14 protein-coding genes are annotated in these 13,304 nt (G+C 66.2%); 5 read left to right on the top strand and 9 right to left on the bottom strand.

The genetic code is table 11. The annotated features are described in order from the left end of the window. Positions 1 to 30: 30 nt before the first annotated feature. The gene (locus tag CIMIT_RS11300; RefSeq protein WP_051904973.1) at positions 31 to 966 is read right to left on the bottom strand and encodes an SLAC1 family transporter; all 936 of its coding nucleotides are present in this window, start codon (positions 964 to 966) and stop codon (positions 31 to 33) included. Beyond that, a complete protein-coding gene (locus CIMIT_RS11295; protein ID WP_144311857.1) occupies positions 963 to 1,457 on the bottom strand; it encodes a pirin family protein in 495 nt (164 codons plus the stop codon). The genes CIMIT_RS11300 and CIMIT_RS11295 overlap by 4 nt, the downstream gene beginning before the upstream one ends. Positions 1,458 to 1,487: 30 nt before the next feature. Between CIMIT_RS11295 and CIMIT_RS11290 the strand changes: the two genes are divergently transcribed. Continuing rightward, a complete protein-coding gene (locus tag CIMIT_RS11290; protein WP_051904972.1) occupies positions 1,488 to 2,666 on the top strand; it encodes a multidrug effflux MFS transporter in 1,179 nt (392 codons plus the stop codon). Here the strand turns inward: CIMIT_RS11290 and CIMIT_RS11285 are convergent. Both CIMIT_RS11285 and CIMIT_RS11280 read right to left on the bottom strand, forming a co-directional pair. Further along, positions 2,659 to 3,258, bottom strand: coding sequence for a response regulator (locus CIMIT_RS11285; RefSeq protein WP_038593133.1), 600 nt, complete (start codon positions 3,256 to 3,258; stop codon positions 2,659 to 2,661). The two genes, CIMIT_RS11290 and CIMIT_RS11285, sit on opposite strands and share 8 nt — an antisense overlap. After that, entirely contained in the window at positions 3,255 to 4,364 is a 1,110-nt protein-coding gene (locus CIMIT_RS11280; RefSeq protein ID WP_038593129.1) for a sensor histidine kinase, read from the bottom strand. Before CIMIT_RS11280 ends, CIMIT_RS11285 begins: the two co-directional genes overlap by 4 nt. 126 nt (positions 4,365 to 4,490) lie before the next feature. Here CIMIT_RS11280 and CIMIT_RS11275 point away from each other — a divergent pair, with 126 nt between their 5' ends. Both CIMIT_RS11275 and CIMIT_RS11270 read left to right on the top strand, forming a co-directional pair. Then, positions 4,491 to 5,471, top strand: coding sequence for an ABC transporter permease (locus CIMIT_RS11275; RefSeq protein ID WP_038593124.1), 981 nt, complete (start codon positions 4,491 to 4,493; stop codon positions 5,469 to 5,471). Next, positions 5,472 to 6,131: an ABC transporter ATP-binding protein gene (locus CIMIT_RS11270; protein ID WP_038593120.1), complete on the top strand. Its 660-nt coding sequence runs from the start codon at positions 5,472 to 5,474 to the stop codon at positions 6,129 to 6,131. It abuts the gene before it with no gap. On the opposite strand, the gene CIMIT_RS11265 is transcribed toward CIMIT_RS11270, so the two are convergent. The 3 genes from CIMIT_RS11265 to CIMIT_RS11255 form a co-directional block, all read right to left on the bottom strand. Next, positions 6,100 to 7,212, bottom strand: a complete 1,113-nt coding sequence (locus CIMIT_RS11265) for an MFS transporter (protein ID WP_051905061.1) — start codon at positions 7,210 to 7,212, stop codon at positions 6,100 to 6,102. The two genes, CIMIT_RS11270 and CIMIT_RS11265, sit on opposite strands and share 32 nt — an antisense overlap. Positions 7,213 to 7,275: 63 nt before the next feature. Further along, positions 7,276 to 8,082, bottom strand: coding sequence for a hypothetical protein (locus CIMIT_RS11260; RefSeq protein WP_038593115.1), 807 nt, complete (start codon positions 8,080 to 8,082; stop codon positions 7,276 to 7,278). 25 nt (positions 8,083 to 8,107) lie between these two features. Further along, positions 8,108 to 9,220: a hypothetical protein gene (locus tag CIMIT_RS11255; RefSeq protein WP_038593110.1), complete on the bottom strand. Its 1,113-nt coding sequence runs from the start codon at positions 9,218 to 9,220 to the stop codon at positions 8,108 to 8,110. 254 nt (positions 9,221 to 9,474) lie between these two features. Here CIMIT_RS11255 and CIMIT_RS11250 point away from each other — a divergent pair, with 254 nt between their 5' ends. Together CIMIT_RS11250 and CIMIT_RS11245 are read left to right on the top strand one after the other, a co-directional pair. After that, positions 9,475 to 10,203: a YwaF family protein gene (locus tag CIMIT_RS11250; protein ID WP_231910304.1), complete on the top strand. Its 729-nt coding sequence runs from the start codon at positions 9,475 to 9,477 to the stop codon at positions 10,201 to 10,203. 9 nt (positions 10,204 to 10,212) lie between these two features. Continuing rightward, positions 10,213 to 10,845: a TetR/AcrR family transcriptional regulator gene (locus tag CIMIT_RS11245; protein ID WP_038593106.1), complete on the top strand. Its 633-nt coding sequence runs from the start codon at positions 10,213 to 10,215 to the stop codon at positions 10,843 to 10,845. On the opposite strand, the gene CIMIT_RS11240 is transcribed toward CIMIT_RS11245, so the two are convergent. Together CIMIT_RS11240 and CIMIT_RS11235 are read right to left on the bottom strand one after the other, a co-directional pair. Next, positions 10,842 to 11,795: an NAD(P)-binding domain-containing protein gene (locus CIMIT_RS11240; RefSeq protein WP_038593102.1), complete on the bottom strand. Its 954-nt coding sequence runs from the start codon at positions 11,793 to 11,795 to the stop codon at positions 10,842 to 10,844. The two genes, CIMIT_RS11245 and CIMIT_RS11240, sit on opposite strands and share 4 nt — an antisense overlap. Then, a complete protein-coding gene (locus CIMIT_RS11235; protein WP_038593098.1) occupies positions 11,776 to 13,296 on the bottom strand; it encodes a bifunctional ADP-dependent NAD(P)H-hydrate dehydratase/NAD(P)H-hydrate epimerase in 1,521 nt (506 codons plus the stop codon). Before CIMIT_RS11235 ends, CIMIT_RS11240 begins: the two co-directional genes overlap by 20 nt. Positions 13,297 to 13,304 lie beyond the last annotated feature (8 nt).

The following is a 13,304-nucleotide window of genomic DNA, read 5'->3' as shown; positions in this document are numbered from 1 at the left end:
GCCCACCAGACTACGTGTACGAGCGCCCGCTCACCTCCGCAACGCAACCCACCAGGAAAGAAAGCGCGCGGCGCACAGGCACCAGTGCAAAATCAGCAGCGCGGGCAGCACCGTGGCAACCGTGCTGAGCCAGTCCAAGTCCCACGCCTGGGCCAGCGAATACCCGCCCACCCCGATCGCCCCGGTGGGGAAGGTCGACGCCCACCAGGCGGGCGAGTAGTCCACCCATTTCAGCACGGCGGGGTAGAAGTGCCACATGGCAAACAGCGCCATGGGGATGGCCAGGATGAGCAAGGCGCTGCCCACCACAACCTCCACGCGGGTGCCAAACAGCAGCGCGATCGCGGAGGTGGATTGTCCCACCACCCCCAGCGGGATCCACGTCGTCGCTGCGGCAGGGCCATGGATGTCAGCCTCGCCGCGAAAAGCCGCAAGATAGACGCGGAAAAACAGCGGGTAGGCGGCGATCACCGCCAGGATCATGCAGCCAATTCCCAGCGCCCAGTAGGCGCGCTGCCCGGTCAGCTCGGCGATCGAGCCCGCGGTATTCGACGCCATAATGGGGCCGACCAACGGCAGCCCCCACGCAAAGTTCGGCGTGCCGCTAAAGCGCCGCAGCTGATTCGCGTACGCCACCAGGCACAGCGGTGCGCCGACCCAAAACCCTACAAGGATGCACCAGTGCGCGCCCGTGAGCTTGGTCCACGCGGTGCCGAGCGCCATGATGCCGATAAACCACATCGCCCACGGCGCCATGAGGTCCTGGTGGAAGTGCGGGGTGCGGTAGACGGCGAAGCCAACCAAGAGCAGCACGAAGATCGCCGCGCCCAGGATGGCAAAGGGCCAGGCCACAAGGCGCAGCCCGCTGGTGAGCATCAGCGTTGCCATAAGGGATGTGCCCATCAGGCTGCCGCCCCACGCGGGCCCCGGCGGCGGCAGGGTGTCGAAGGTGAGCCCGCGGTTCATCGACGACGCGCCGGGCTGCCGCCCAAAACCACAGACACCGCCTGCGTCTCCGAGGTGTTTGTCACCGCGTGGGTTGCAAATCCTTCTCGCGTACGCCCAAAGGAGCCGACGGGCACGGCGACGTTGTCAAAGCGCAACCCCTCGGTGCAGGCCACCATCGCGTACGCGAGCTCCTCGTCGCAGGCAAAGGCGATCTCCGCGCCGGGTTCCACGACCAGCATGGCCGCACACAAACCCTCCGGAAGCGACAACGGTGAGCGCTGCCCGAACAGGGCACCGGCCAACACATAGGCCTCGCCGCTGACACGGGTGGTCACCGAGCGCAGCGTGAAAGGCTCCGGGGTAAACGCACCGGAAGCTTCCGGACCGTCGTAGTCCAGCTCCAGCTCGCCGAAGCGCAGGGTCGTCTCCGCCACTTCAGCACGGCCCTCCACAGCATCTGCGCGCGAAGGCAGCGCGATGCCGCTCCATGCGCCCACTACGTTGCTCATTTCGGTGCTCATACGGGTATGGTACCTGCCGTGCAAAAACTTTCACCCGGGCTGTTGGTGGCCCTCGCGTTCTTCTCCTCGGTCGCCCCGTTCGGCATCGACATGTACTTGCCGGCCATGCCCACGATCACAGAGGAGCTGGGCACCACTCCGGCTATCGCGCAGCTGACCATTTCCGGGTTCATGCTGGGCATGGCGCTGGGCAACCTGGTCTTTGGCGCGATCTCTGATAGCACGGGACGAAAGTCACCAATCGTGGCGGCCTCCGCGGTCTTCCTCGCGGCGTCGGTTGCCTGTGCGCTCGCGCCGGGTATCTGGCCGCTCATCGTCGCCCGCTTCATCCAGGGTCTGGCCGCGGGCTGCCTGGAGGCTGTCTCGCGCGCGGTGGTACCGGACGTCTCTCACGGCAAGCAAGCGGCCCGCGCGTTTTCCGGACTGATGGCGCTGACCGGTTTTGTCCCGGCGATCGCCCCGATCATCGGCGGCACGATGTTGCCCGTCGTCGGCTGGCGCGGCGTGTTCTGGCTGCTCGTGGCCTTAAACGTCATCCAGGCCATCCTCGCTTTCCGCATGCCGGAAACCCTGCCCGAGGAGAAGCGCTCGGCGGGCGTGCTGCGCTCGATGTTCCCTCGCATGTGGCTGTGCCTGCGCCGCCCGGCGTTCGTCGGCTACATGCTCGCGGGCAGCCTGGGCTTCGGCGCGCTGTTCGCCTACATCGCGGCCTCGCCGCTGGTCCTACAGTCACAGCTGGGCCTGGGCAGCACCGCCTACGGCTTGATCTTCGGCGGCATGGCCCTGCTCATCCCCGTCTCCAACACGCTGAACATGCGCGCTCTGCGCGCCAAGCACCCGCGCTCGCTGCTCGTCGGGGCCCTGCTTATCGACGCCTGCGTAGCCCTCATCCTCCTCACCTTCGCCCTGACCACCCCGACGCTGTGGGCGCTGCCCTTCTTCGCCGTCCTGTCGCTGATGGGCGGGTTCATCATGGCGAACGCTTCCGCGCTCGCCGTGGAAGAAGTCCGCGACATCGGCACCGGCGCGGGCTCGGGCGCCTTGGGTTTTTGCCAGTTCATCATCGCCGCCGCGATGCCCCCGCTCGTCGCCCTGGGCGCGAACCACATGCTCTCCATGGCGCTGGGTACGCTCGGCTGCGCAGTCCTCGCCGCGGCGGCCGTGCTCGGTCTGACAAAGCAGCGCGAATTTAAATAATGCGGCGCTCCCGGGCCTTGTCCACAGCCGCGGTCCGGTTATCCACGCCCAGCTTGGAGTAGATGTGGATCAGGTGCGTCTTCACGGTTGCCTCCGAGATGAACAGGCTGGCCGCCATCTGCTTATTCGACGCCCCGGTCTGCAGCGCCTTGAGGATCTCAATCTCGCGTGCTGACAGCGCCTCCTCCGGCCGCATCACACGCTCCGCGAGCACGCCCGCCACCTGTGCGGAAAGCACGCGTTCACGGTTCGCGGCCTTCACCACCGCGTCGTGCAGCTCGTCCTCGGGCGCGTCCTTGAGCAGGTAGCCCAGTGCGCCCGCCTCCACCGCGGCCACCACGTCGGCCTGCGTGTCGTAGGTGGTCAAAATGAGCACGGGTGGCCCGCCCGCGGCGACTGCGCGCCGGGTCACCTCGATGCCGTCCACGTTTGGCATCTGGATGTCGGTGACAATCACGTCCACGCCCGCGGGGATTTCTGCCGTCCCGTCCGCGCCTTCCGCGACAACCTCGATGTCCCCAAAGGAGTTGAGGACTGCGCGGAGTCCGGCGCGGACGACCGGGTGGTCGTCGATAAGCATGACCCGAATCATTGTGCCTCCTTGAGTTGGACGGGAATGGTGGCCGCGAGCACATTTCCCTCGACCGAAAGCTCGCCGCCGGCTTCCTCGACGCGGGCGCGCAGGCCGCGCAGCCCGAAGCCCTCCGGCCCGGACATGCCGCGGCCGTTATCAAAGACGTCGACGGTGATCGTCTCCCCCAGCTTATCCACCGTCACCACCGCCTTGGTGGCGTGCGCGTGGCGCACCACGTTGCTCAAGCCCTCGCGCACCACGCGCTCGGCCACCTCCGCGGCCGGGCCCACCACGTCGACCACGTTGACCTGCACCTCGAGTGTTTCGCCGAGCGCGCGCTGCCGGTCCTCGGCCGCCTTCGCCAGCTCGCGGACCTGCTCGGGCAGGGTGCGCCGCGGCGGCTGCGCGCTGCCGCCCTCGGCGTTGACGGCGACAAAGCGGCGCGCCTCCGCCAGGTTCTCCGCCGCGACCTCGCGGATGGTGGTGAGGATCTCGCGCGCAGCGTCCGCGGTGTCGCGGTCAAGCTGCTTGTCCAGCGCCCGGCCGAGCAGCACGATGGAGCTTAGACCCTGCGCCATCGTGTCGTGCACCTCGCGTGACAGGCGGGCGCGCTCCTCCGCGGCGCCGCGGGAGCGCTCCGCCACCTCCAGCTCGAGCGCGAGCTGCTTGTAGTGCTCGGCCTCCCCGCGCAGCATGGTGTAGGAGTGGACGATGATCACCGCGAGCACCGTGCCGATGGCTGGGCCGATCGCCCCGCTCGCGCCCGATTGGGGCACCGTAATCGCCAGGGTGGCGGCGAGTAAGACCGCGGACAGCGCCAGGCCCGCCGCGGTGGGCAGCAGGAACACACCGAGCATGACCAGGGGGAACTCCAACCACACGTAAGCTTCGGAGCGGTAGGCCAGCCAGCCCCACAGCGCGACGATGACCGCCAGCCACGCCCAGGTTGCGCGCGTGCTGAATTCCACCCCGCGGTTATAGGGCGCGGTGCCGGCGAGGTAGCACGCGCCGAAGACTAACGCGAGCGGGTCGAAGTCGGCGATGAGTCCTACCAGCAGCAGGACCGCGACGAGGATGTGCAGGCTCACGCGCAGCACGGCGAGGATTCGGTTGGTGTATTGCACGCGTCCAAGCCTAACGGCGTTTGCGTTCCATCCAGCCCGGTCGGGCAGGAATCAACCGAATGGTTGAGTGGAAGTTCCACCACGCGCCCGATGTATATAAGCGCAGGCCAGGCCCATAATTGAGCCATGTTCGTTGGATTGAGAGAGATTGGAAGCGCCAAGGGCCGCTTCGGCCTGATCATTGGCGTCGTGGGGCTGATCACGCTCCTCGTCGTCATGCTCACGGGCCTCACGGCTGGCCTTGGTAAGCAAAACACGTCAGCACTCGAGGCGCTCGAGCCGGAATCCGTGGTGTTTTCGGATATGGACGACCCCTCGTACACCACCTCCCGTATCGATAGCGCCGATGTGCAGGCCGGCGACGTCCCGCTGGGCACTGGCCAGACGCTGCTGAGCCGCGAGGACGGCACCGAGGAATCCGTGGCCATCCTGGGCCTTCCGGAGGGCACGACCCTGCCCAGCGGCGACGTGCTCGGCGACGAAGTGATTGCCTCTGCCTCCCTCGGCCTCGAGGTCGGCGAAGAATTGACCGTCGGCGGCGCACCGATGACCGTTGGCGGCACCGCCGAGGACTTGGAGTACTCGCACTCCCCGGTCCTGTGGGCACCGACCGCCGACTGGCAGGCCGCCATGCACACCGATGCTCAGGGCACCGTCCTGCTCGCCAGCGACGGCCGCGGCATGCCGCTCGAGGACTCCTTCAACGCGCTGCCGGCCTACGGCTCCGAGCAGGGCTCGCTGCTGATGATCCAAGGCTTCCTCTACATCATCGCCGCACTCGTCATCGTCGCCTTCCTCACCGTGTGGACGATGCAGCGCACCCGCGACCTGGCCATCCTCAAGGCCATCGGTGCCTCCAACGGCTACCTGCGCAAGGACGCACTCGGCCAGTCCGCGATCGTACTGGGCGTCGGCGTGCTCGTCGGCACAGGCGTCGCCGTGGGCCTGGGCCGCCTGCTCGGCGGCGCAGTACCGTTCACCCTGACCACGCTGACCACCGTCGGCCCGCCGCTGCTGATCTGGGCCCTCGGCCTGGCCGGCGCCCTGTTCGCCACCCGCTCTATTACCAAGGTTGAACCCCAACTCGCACTCGGAGGTATCGCGTAAATGTTGCACATGGAAAACGTCACCGTCACATTCCAGGACGGCGAGGAGCGTCTCACCGCACTCGACAACGTCTCTTTCGAAGCCACCCCCGGCCACCTCACCTTTATCGTCGGCGAGTCCGGCTCGGGCAAGTCCACCCTGCTCTCGGCAGCCGCCGGACTGCTCACGCCCGATTCGGGCACCGTGCTTATCGACGATGAGCCGGTGGACACCCGCGTCCGGCTCGAAAAAATCGGCATGATTTTCCAGCAGGCGAACCTGCTCGGCGCGCTGAACGTGCGCGACCAGCTGCTGGTCACCGACCACATCCGCGGGGTGAAGCCGCGCCGGGACCGCGCCGACGAGTTGCTTGCCACCGTGGGCCTGGAGGGATTGGGCGATCGGAAGATGCAGCAGCTGTCCGGTGGCCAGCGTCAGCGCGTCGGCATCGCCCGCGCGCTCATGGGCGAGCCCTCGCTGATCCTGGCGGACGAGCCGACCGCCGCACTCGACTCGGAGCGCTCCCACGAGATCGTCGCGCTGCTGCGCACGCTCGTTGAGGACCGCGGCATTGCATGCGGCTTTGTCACTCACGAGACCGAGCTGATCTCCTCTTCCGACGAGGTTGTCCGCGTCGCGGACGGCAAGGTCACCGCAGCCGAGGCCGCGATAGCAGCGTAAGCACGCCAAACCCGCCGGCCGCGAGCAGCAGCGTGAGCACGAGCGTGCCGCCAAGGTAGCCCGCATCCACTGCCGCAGCGCCGAGCGCGGATCCGGAAGCAATCCCGACCTGGAAGGTCACCACGTAGATGGAGCTAGCCAGGTCCTGATTGCGTTTCCCAGCGAACAAGAAAATAGTGGTCGCCACGGTGGGCAGGGCACCCGCCGCAGTACCGAAGATGGCGATCATGATGAACATCGTCACGCCCGAATCTGCGCGCAGGGCGAGCAGCCCGATGAGCGCGGCGATGATGAGCATGATGCCGGCAAACCCGTTGAGCCGGATCATGCGGGCGTCCACACGCTTGCCCGCCAGCAGTACCCCGATAAGCCCGAACGCGCCGTAGGCACCCAGCCCAACCGGCACGAGCGCGTGCCCCGCGGTTGCCTCCACCAACAGTGCGAGGTAGGTGAAGGTGGCAAAGACCGCAGTGACCGAAAACGCCAGGAAGACCACGAGCGAGGGGATCGCCGAACGCGTTTTCTTTACCCCGTCCTGCGGTGCTGGCGGGATCGCTGGCATGCTCGGCAGCGTTTTGAGCAGCAGCGCAAATGCGAGCAGTGTTGCCACCCCGAGCACCCAGGTCGCGCCGCGCCACCCGATCATGCCGCCGAGCGAGGTGGTCAACGGCGAGCCGACCACCAGCGAAAGTGTGGAGCCAAGCGAGACCGCGGCGACCGCCTTGCCCGTCATGCCCTGCGGGGCAAGGCGTGCGGCCATCGGGTTGACCAGCGACCAGAACAGCCCGTGCGTCAATGCGGCGGCAACGCGTCCGGCAACCAGTACCCAGTAGTTTTGCGCTATCGCCTGCAGCACGATGCCCGCGAGCAAGAAGCCGAGCGTGGCCATGAACAGTGGCCGCCGGTTGATGTTGCGGGTCGCGGCCATCAGCGGGATGGTTACCACGGCCACGAGCCCCGCGTAGACGCTCATCAGCAGGCCGATCTGCCCCTCTGACACGCCGAGGTCCGCCGCCATGGGCGAGATCAGTCCGACGGCGAACATCTCAAAGGTGACGTAGACGAAGGCGGCAAAACCCATCGCCGCAAGCGGTACGACAGGGAAGTGTTGGGGAGATTTCAGCGCAGAGGTCACACCAATAACCTAGGCGTAGAAAGTGACATACGCGAATGCTCCGTAACCGAGGAGACCGAGCAGCATGACAATCCCAGTGATGAGCGGCCAGCCAGGACTTGCTGCGGGCTGCAAGTCCGGTACCTGGGGTTTGGCCCCGGCCAGGTTCTGCGCCTTGCACTCGTGGCGGGCTGCCTCGAAGCGCTCGGCGTAGGCGTCGACGGCGCGGAAGTTGTCGTAGGTCGGCGTGGTGGCAAGCTTCTCGGCCCAGCGCTGCGCGAGTGGCGCGGTAAGTTGCGGGAAGCGCTCCTGCAATCCGGCGGCGATGCCGGCGGTGTCGGTGGCTAGACCGGTGTGGATGAACCATGCTTGGTCCTCTGCGCCGACCGGGATGTGTCCCTTGGTGGCGACGAGCGCGTGGTACTTCTCAATCTCATCCATCGGCGGGGTCACGTTGGTGCGCGTCGGCGCGTGACGGGAGAGGTACCAGGCGGCTACGTCCTCGGGCAGGCCGAGCTCTGCGAAGCGCTCGACCGCGTAGCGGTACTCGATGGTGGAGGGGTCCGCGAAGTGCTCATTGGCCAGGTAGATGCCCAGTTCTTCGTCGCGGATGCGCCGCCGCACGTCGGTTTCGACGGAGGCGAGCTCGGGGAACGCGGCGAGGAAGGAGGCGTAGCGGTCCTGGGACAGCCGCTCCTCGCGCTCGAGGTAGCGGTGCGCGGTATCGGTGGCCTTGAGGAACTCCTCGGTGTCCAGTTCGACGGTGCAGACTTGTGCGGTCTGTACTGCTGGTGCTGCATGCGCTGCGGGAACAGCAAAGCCACCGCACGTTAACATGACGGCGGTGGCGAGGGCTACACGCTTAGCCAAGGAGGCTGGCGGCGACGCCGCCGAGAGTTGCCAGGACTGCGAGGACGATCGCGGCGATCAGGCCGTTGTCCATCTCCACAGTCTTCGACTGGGACTTGCCGGCTGCCTGCTTCTTCTCCTTATCGTTGATGTCAACGTCCGCGGAGTTCGCGCGGGTGGTCACCGTGACATCCACGCTGGTGTTGGTGCCGGTGCGCACGATGCGAGTGGTGGTCGAGCCGTCCTCGTTCACCGTGACGTTGCGCTCCTCGGTCGGAGCGGGGGTCGTCGTGCCTCCCTTGTTGTAGGTTTCTTTCTCTGCCGGGGCGACGACGATGGCACCCTGGTCGGTGCGCTCCGCGGTCCGCTCTGCTGCGCGCTTCGCGTCTGGGTTCTCGCCTGCGGTGGGGAAGAGGGCGAAGGTGTCGCCACCCTTGGCGCAGTCGAGGCTGGCCTGCTCAAAGGCAGTCTCGAACGAGGCACCGAGGCGGTAATCTTGGAGCGCCTGCGAGTTCTCAAAGGCGTCGGCCCAAGCAGCGGCGTCGTGCGAAGCGAGCTCCGGGAACTGCTCCTTGCGGTCCTTCTCCAGTTCTGCCAGCGGCGGAACCGGGGTGAAGACGGACTCGGCGGGGTCTTCGTTGGCGACGATCTCGCCGGCCTGCAGCGCCTGGTCGACGGAGTCCCAGTAGGTAGCGAGGGAAAGATCCGAGTCGCTCGAGGTAGCGAGGTCGTTCCACACGTAGGAGAAGTACCAGAAGGAAGCATCCTGAGAAACGCCGGTCTCGGCGGCGACGCGCTTGGACCAGAGGTTAAGATTTTCCATCAGGTTATTGTTGAACGCTTCGCGCTCAGCGCCCCGGTAGTAATCCTTGAACTCGGTGGAGATTTCCTGAGCGGCGGGGAAGGCGGTCTCGAAAGCTTCGCGCCAGGTGTCATCCGTATTGAAGTGTGTGGATGCGTGTGCGATGCGGCGGTACTCCTGCTTCTCCTGGTCATTGAGGGAAATCGTGCACACACCATCAGTGTTCGCACCAACAGTAGCGCCCTGCGCTTGCGGCGCAATTACAGTGCACACGCCCAGGGCGACGGCGGTGGCTGCTGCTGCGAACTTCTGATTGTTGAACATATTTTTAGTCTAGCTGAGGATCGCATAAATAAATGCATTCCGTTTACTGTTGTCGAAGTAAAATGCACGGAAATACCTGGTAATATAAACGTATGTGCAGCTCACGGCACTGGCGTCTGTCCATGTGGCCGGTGCCTCCCTCTTGCTGACTCCGCAATTGCCCTAAAGTGGGGGTAAAAAAGGTAAGGGTGGGGCCAAAAAGCTTAGAAGTTACATGCGTGTAATTCTTAAACAGTGGATTAACGATATCCTCGATGTCTATGCCGTACCAACCAGCGGACTGGACCTCGCGCAACGGACACACTTACCGGACGATGACGCAGTACGACTCCCGGCACCTCGCAGTACTCGTCGTCCTTATTCTCTGCTGCGGCATCCTGGTCGTGGCCGCCCGCAACCTGCCGCGCAGCACCGTGAAGGCAGCGCGCAAGGTCGCTGGGGCCGTACTTGGGATTACCGTGGCCGTCTACTACCTCTGGGTACTCGCTCCCGCCAACATCGTCTGGGACGAGACAGCACCCTTCCACATCACCGACTTTTTGCGCGTGATCACCCCGGTCGCGCTCTTGACGGACAATCCGACGGTCTCGGCACTGTCCTTCTACTGGGGCTTCCTGCTTAACCCGATGGCGCTGCTCTTCCCCGACATGGCGTACGTGCAGAACCGCCCCGGCTTGCAAGAGCTCGCCTACTGGTTCTTCCACTGCGCCGCCCTCGTCGTCCCCACCGTGCTTACCTTCGGTCTGGGCTACCGCCCGACCTGGCGCGATTGGCGCATCACCACAGCGATCACCATTGCCTGGGCCGGTCTTGCCGCCACCGCGAACCGCATCACCGGCGGCAACTATGGCTTCCTCGCGGGCTACCCGCGCGGCTGGTCCATCCTCGAACTTTTTGGCAAGTGGCCGTACTACCTCTTTGTCGTCGTGCCGGGCGTCCCCGCCGTGTGGGCCGCGATGACCTGGGCGGGGAGGTCGCGATAGAATTTTGGCGTGCCTAACAGCGTTGCCCCCATATCTTCCTCCAACTGGCGAGACTTTCCCCCGTTGGAGCTCGACACCATCCTGACGGTGGCCCTGCGGCACTTTGCCGAGCGCGGGTACCACGCAACCACTGTCCGCGCGATGGCTCGCGACGTCGGCGTGACCATCCCCGCGCTGTACTACCACTACGACAACAAGCAGCACGTCCTCGTCGCGCTACTGGACTATTCCCTGACCATCGTGGAACAGAAAGTGGAGGCGAGCGTAGACGAGGCGGGTGACGACCCTCGCGCGCAGCTCGTGCACTTCACCGAGGCGTTGAGCCTGTACATGGCCCACTACCGCGAGCTCGCCTTCTTGGACAGCGAGATCCGCTCGCTCGAGGGCGAGAACCGGCAGATCTATGAGGAGCGCAGGGATCGCATTGAGCTCAAGTTGCGCTCTATCATTCAGCGCGGGCAAGAGCAGGGCTGCTTTTCGACGTACGCTTCCCCCACCGACATCTCACGCGCCCTACTGAGCGCGATCCAAGGCATCGCCGGTTGGTTCCGCGCGGACGGGCCGGATTCCCCAGAGGCGGTCGCGCAGAAGTACGCCCGCCTCGCACTGGCCTTGGCAGACGCGAAAGACCGCAATCTTTAGCCCGCGATCGCGCGCGCCACATCCCGCGCAAATGGGCTCACGCCGCCGAGCGTGCCCGCGCCCGGGCCGTTGATGTCGTTGTAGCCCACGAACCACAGGCCTGGCGTATCTCGATCGAGCCCGCGCACCGGTCCGAGCGCAGGCCGGTAGCCGGTCGCCCAGATGAGTACGTCCACCCCGCGCGCTTCGATCTCGTCCAAGGAAGGTGGAAGGTGCCGAATCTTTAGGAGACCCGCATCGCGTGCGCGGCGCACTTCAGGAACTGCGACGATGTCGCCGCCGAAGTCGGCCCCGCCCGGATCTTCTTTGCCTTGTGAGATGGCAAGGAAGCGCTCGCGGTTGCGGCGGAAGAGCGCCTCGCCGTCGACGTCGTCAGGCATGAAGCGCGGGGGTGTGCGGGTCAGCCACTGCACGTCGACGCCGTGAAGTGCCAGGTCCGCCGTGATCTGGGCACCGGAGTCTCCGCCGCCAACCACCGCGACACTTTTGCCTGCGAACTGCGCGGGGTTGCGGTAGCCGGCGGAGTGGATCTGCGTGCCGTGAAACACGCCCGGCAGGTGCGGCACGAAGGGGATGTTCCCGGTCGCCACCACCACGTTGCGCGCCTCGACGTCCTGGGGGAGCAGTCTGAACGTCCCGTCGTGCTGCGTCACCCGCTCGACCCGCTCGCGCACAACCGGGAAGTCGTAGCGCTGCTCGTATCTGGTCAGGTAGTCCACTACGTGGTCACGCGGCGGGTAGCCGTCGTAGGCGGGCATGGGCCAGCCGGGGAGGTTGGAAAACTCGGCGTGGGAAAAGAGTGTGAGGTGATCCCAGTAGGTGGGCCAGGATCCGGCGGCGTGGTCGCCGAAGATTGTGAAGTCCACACCATATTTACGCAAGTAGTAGGCGGTAGCGAGTGCAGATTGACCGCCACCGATGATCGCGGCATCAAGCATTGTTGCCTCCATTCAGCCTCGCCGTGGCTTCGCGGACGAACTCGGCGATGCGGCTGGCGGGCGCGGTGGCATCACCGTACTTGGTGGCGGCGGCCAACTTCGCGGCCACTGCGTGCACGGTCGCGGCGGCGATAAGCGAGGAGGTCTGCCCGTCTCGGGCGAGCAGTGCCCCGGCGATGCCGGAGAGCACGTCGCCGGAGCCCGGGGTGGCGGCCCAGGAGTGCCCAGTGTCCAGGCCGTACACGATGTGGCCGTCGGAGATTAAGGTGGCCCGCCCTTTGCGCAGAACGTCGCAGTCGAGGTACTCCGCCAGTTGCAGCGTCTCCTCTACACGGTCACGGGTGGGTAAACCCGCTGCCTCCCGCAGGCGGGCGAACTCGCCGTCGTGCGGGGTCAGCGCGGTATACGCTTCGCGTGTGCGCAGGGAAGACAGAAGACCTTCGTAGTTGGCAAGAAGGGTGATGGCGTCGGCATCGAGAAGCAGTGGCTCCGGCGCGGCGAGCAGCGCACCCAATTCTTCGGCGGCGGCCTCGCCAGTGCCCGCCCCAGGACCGACAACCCAGGCCTGGACGCGTCCACACTCCTTAAGCGTGCCGACTGCGACGACCTCCGGGTGCGCGCGCACCACCTCGGATGCCTGCGGGCCCGCGTAGCGCACCATCGCCGGGGTGGCGTAGAGCGCGCCCGCGGTACACAGCAGCGCCGCGCCCGGGTAGGTGCCGCTGCCTGCGCGAATACCCACCACACCGCCGGAGTACTTGTCATCGGCCGCGTCAGGCTCGACCGAAGGGACGGGCGCGGGGATGAGTCCCCGTATCCCCTCCGGGACCGGAAAGTCCGGGGCGACGGCGCGGTTGGCGGTGAGTAGCGTGGGGCCGTCGGCGGACCATTCCGGCAGCGTATCGCTCAGCGTCTCGTACAGATGGCGGCCGCCGATGCCGATGTCCGCGAGCAGCTGCACTCCGCACGCACTTGAGAGCACGTGGGCGCGTCGAAAACCGCCAAATGTCACGGTGGCCTCGGCGCGAACGTACAGGTCCCCGCCCTCGCCGGTGTCCGCGTCGATGCCCGAGGGCACGTCGACCGCAAGCACGCGCAGCCGGTTGAGCGCGCTTACTACCTCCGCGTACTCCTTGCGCAGACCGGCGGTACCACCGATGCCGGTGATGCCGTCGATGGCTAGGTCGTACGCACCAGTAACGTCCTCAACCACCGTCCCGCCTGCGTTGCGCAGCGCTTCGAGCGCGCGCTCCTGTGCGCGCCCTGCCACCAGCAGCGCGTCGACTCGGTAGCCGGACATAGCCAGTTCCGCGGCGGCGTAGAGGGCGTCGCCTCCGTTGCCGCCGGGCCCGGCCACTGCGAGGACCCGCGCGCCGGGCGCAACCATGCCGCGCGCTACCTGGGCGACGGCGTGCGCGGCCTGCTGCATGAGCTCGTCGGGGGTGGTTTGTGCGTCGAGAAGCGGCGCTTCTGCGGCGCGGACTTGGTCGGCGGTAAACGTGCAGGCGTACATACGGGCCA

This window comes from Corynebacterium imitans, from assembly GCF_000739455.1.
Lineage (GTDB): Bacteria > Actinomycetota > Actinomycetes > Mycobacteriales > Mycobacteriaceae > Corynebacterium > Corynebacterium imitans.
Note: the sequence above shows the minus strand (reverse complement) of the source record. Positions and strands in the feature narration are given on the sequence as shown.

What these genes read in the sequence shown, in the direction of transcription:
- CIMIT_RS11270 (WP_038593120.1), top strand. Translation starts at nt 5,472, where the DNA reads ATGTTGCACATGGAAAACGTCACCGTCACATTCCAGGACGGCGAGGAG.
- CIMIT_RS11295 (WP_144311857.1), bottom strand. Translation starts at nt 1,457, where the DNA reads ATGAGCAACGTAGTGGGCGCATGGAGCGGCATCGCGCTGCCTTCGCGC.
- CIMIT_RS11265 (WP_051905061.1), bottom strand. Translation starts at nt 7,212, where the DNA reads ATGGGTTTTGCCGCCTTCGTCTACGTCACCTTTGAGATGTTCGCCGTC.
- CIMIT_RS11300 (WP_051904973.1), bottom strand. Translation starts at nt 966, where the DNA reads ATGAACCGCGGGCTCACCTTCGACACCCTGCCGCCGCCGGGGCCCGCG.
- CIMIT_RS11260 (WP_038593115.1), bottom strand. Translation starts at nt 8,082, where the DNA reads ATGTTAACGTGCGGTGGCTTTGCTGTTCCCGCAGCGCATGCAGCACCA.
- CIMIT_RS11255 (WP_038593110.1), bottom strand. Translation starts at nt 9,220, where the DNA reads ATGTTCAACAATCAGAAGTTCGCAGCAGCAGCCACCGCCGTCGCCCTG.
- CIMIT_RS11235 (WP_038593098.1), bottom strand. Translation starts at nt 13,296, where the DNA reads ATGTACGCCTGCACGTTTACCGCCGACCAAGTCCGCGCCGCAGAAGCG.
- CIMIT_RS11275 (WP_038593124.1), top strand. Translation starts at nt 4,491, where the DNA reads ATGTTCGTTGGATTGAGAGAGATTGGAAGCGCCAAGGGCCGCTTCGGC.
- CIMIT_RS11240 (WP_038593102.1), bottom strand. Translation starts at nt 11,795, where the DNA reads ATGGAGGCAACAATGCTTGATGCCGCGATCATCGGTGGCGGTCAATCT.
- CIMIT_RS11285 (WP_038593133.1), bottom strand. Translation starts at nt 3,258, where the DNA reads ATGATTCGGGTCATGCTTATCGACGACCACCCGGTCGTCCGCGCCGGA.
- CIMIT_RS11250 (WP_231910304.1), top strand. Translation starts at nt 9,475, where the DNA reads ATGTCTATGCCGTACCAACCAGCGGACTGGACCTCGCGCAACGGACAC.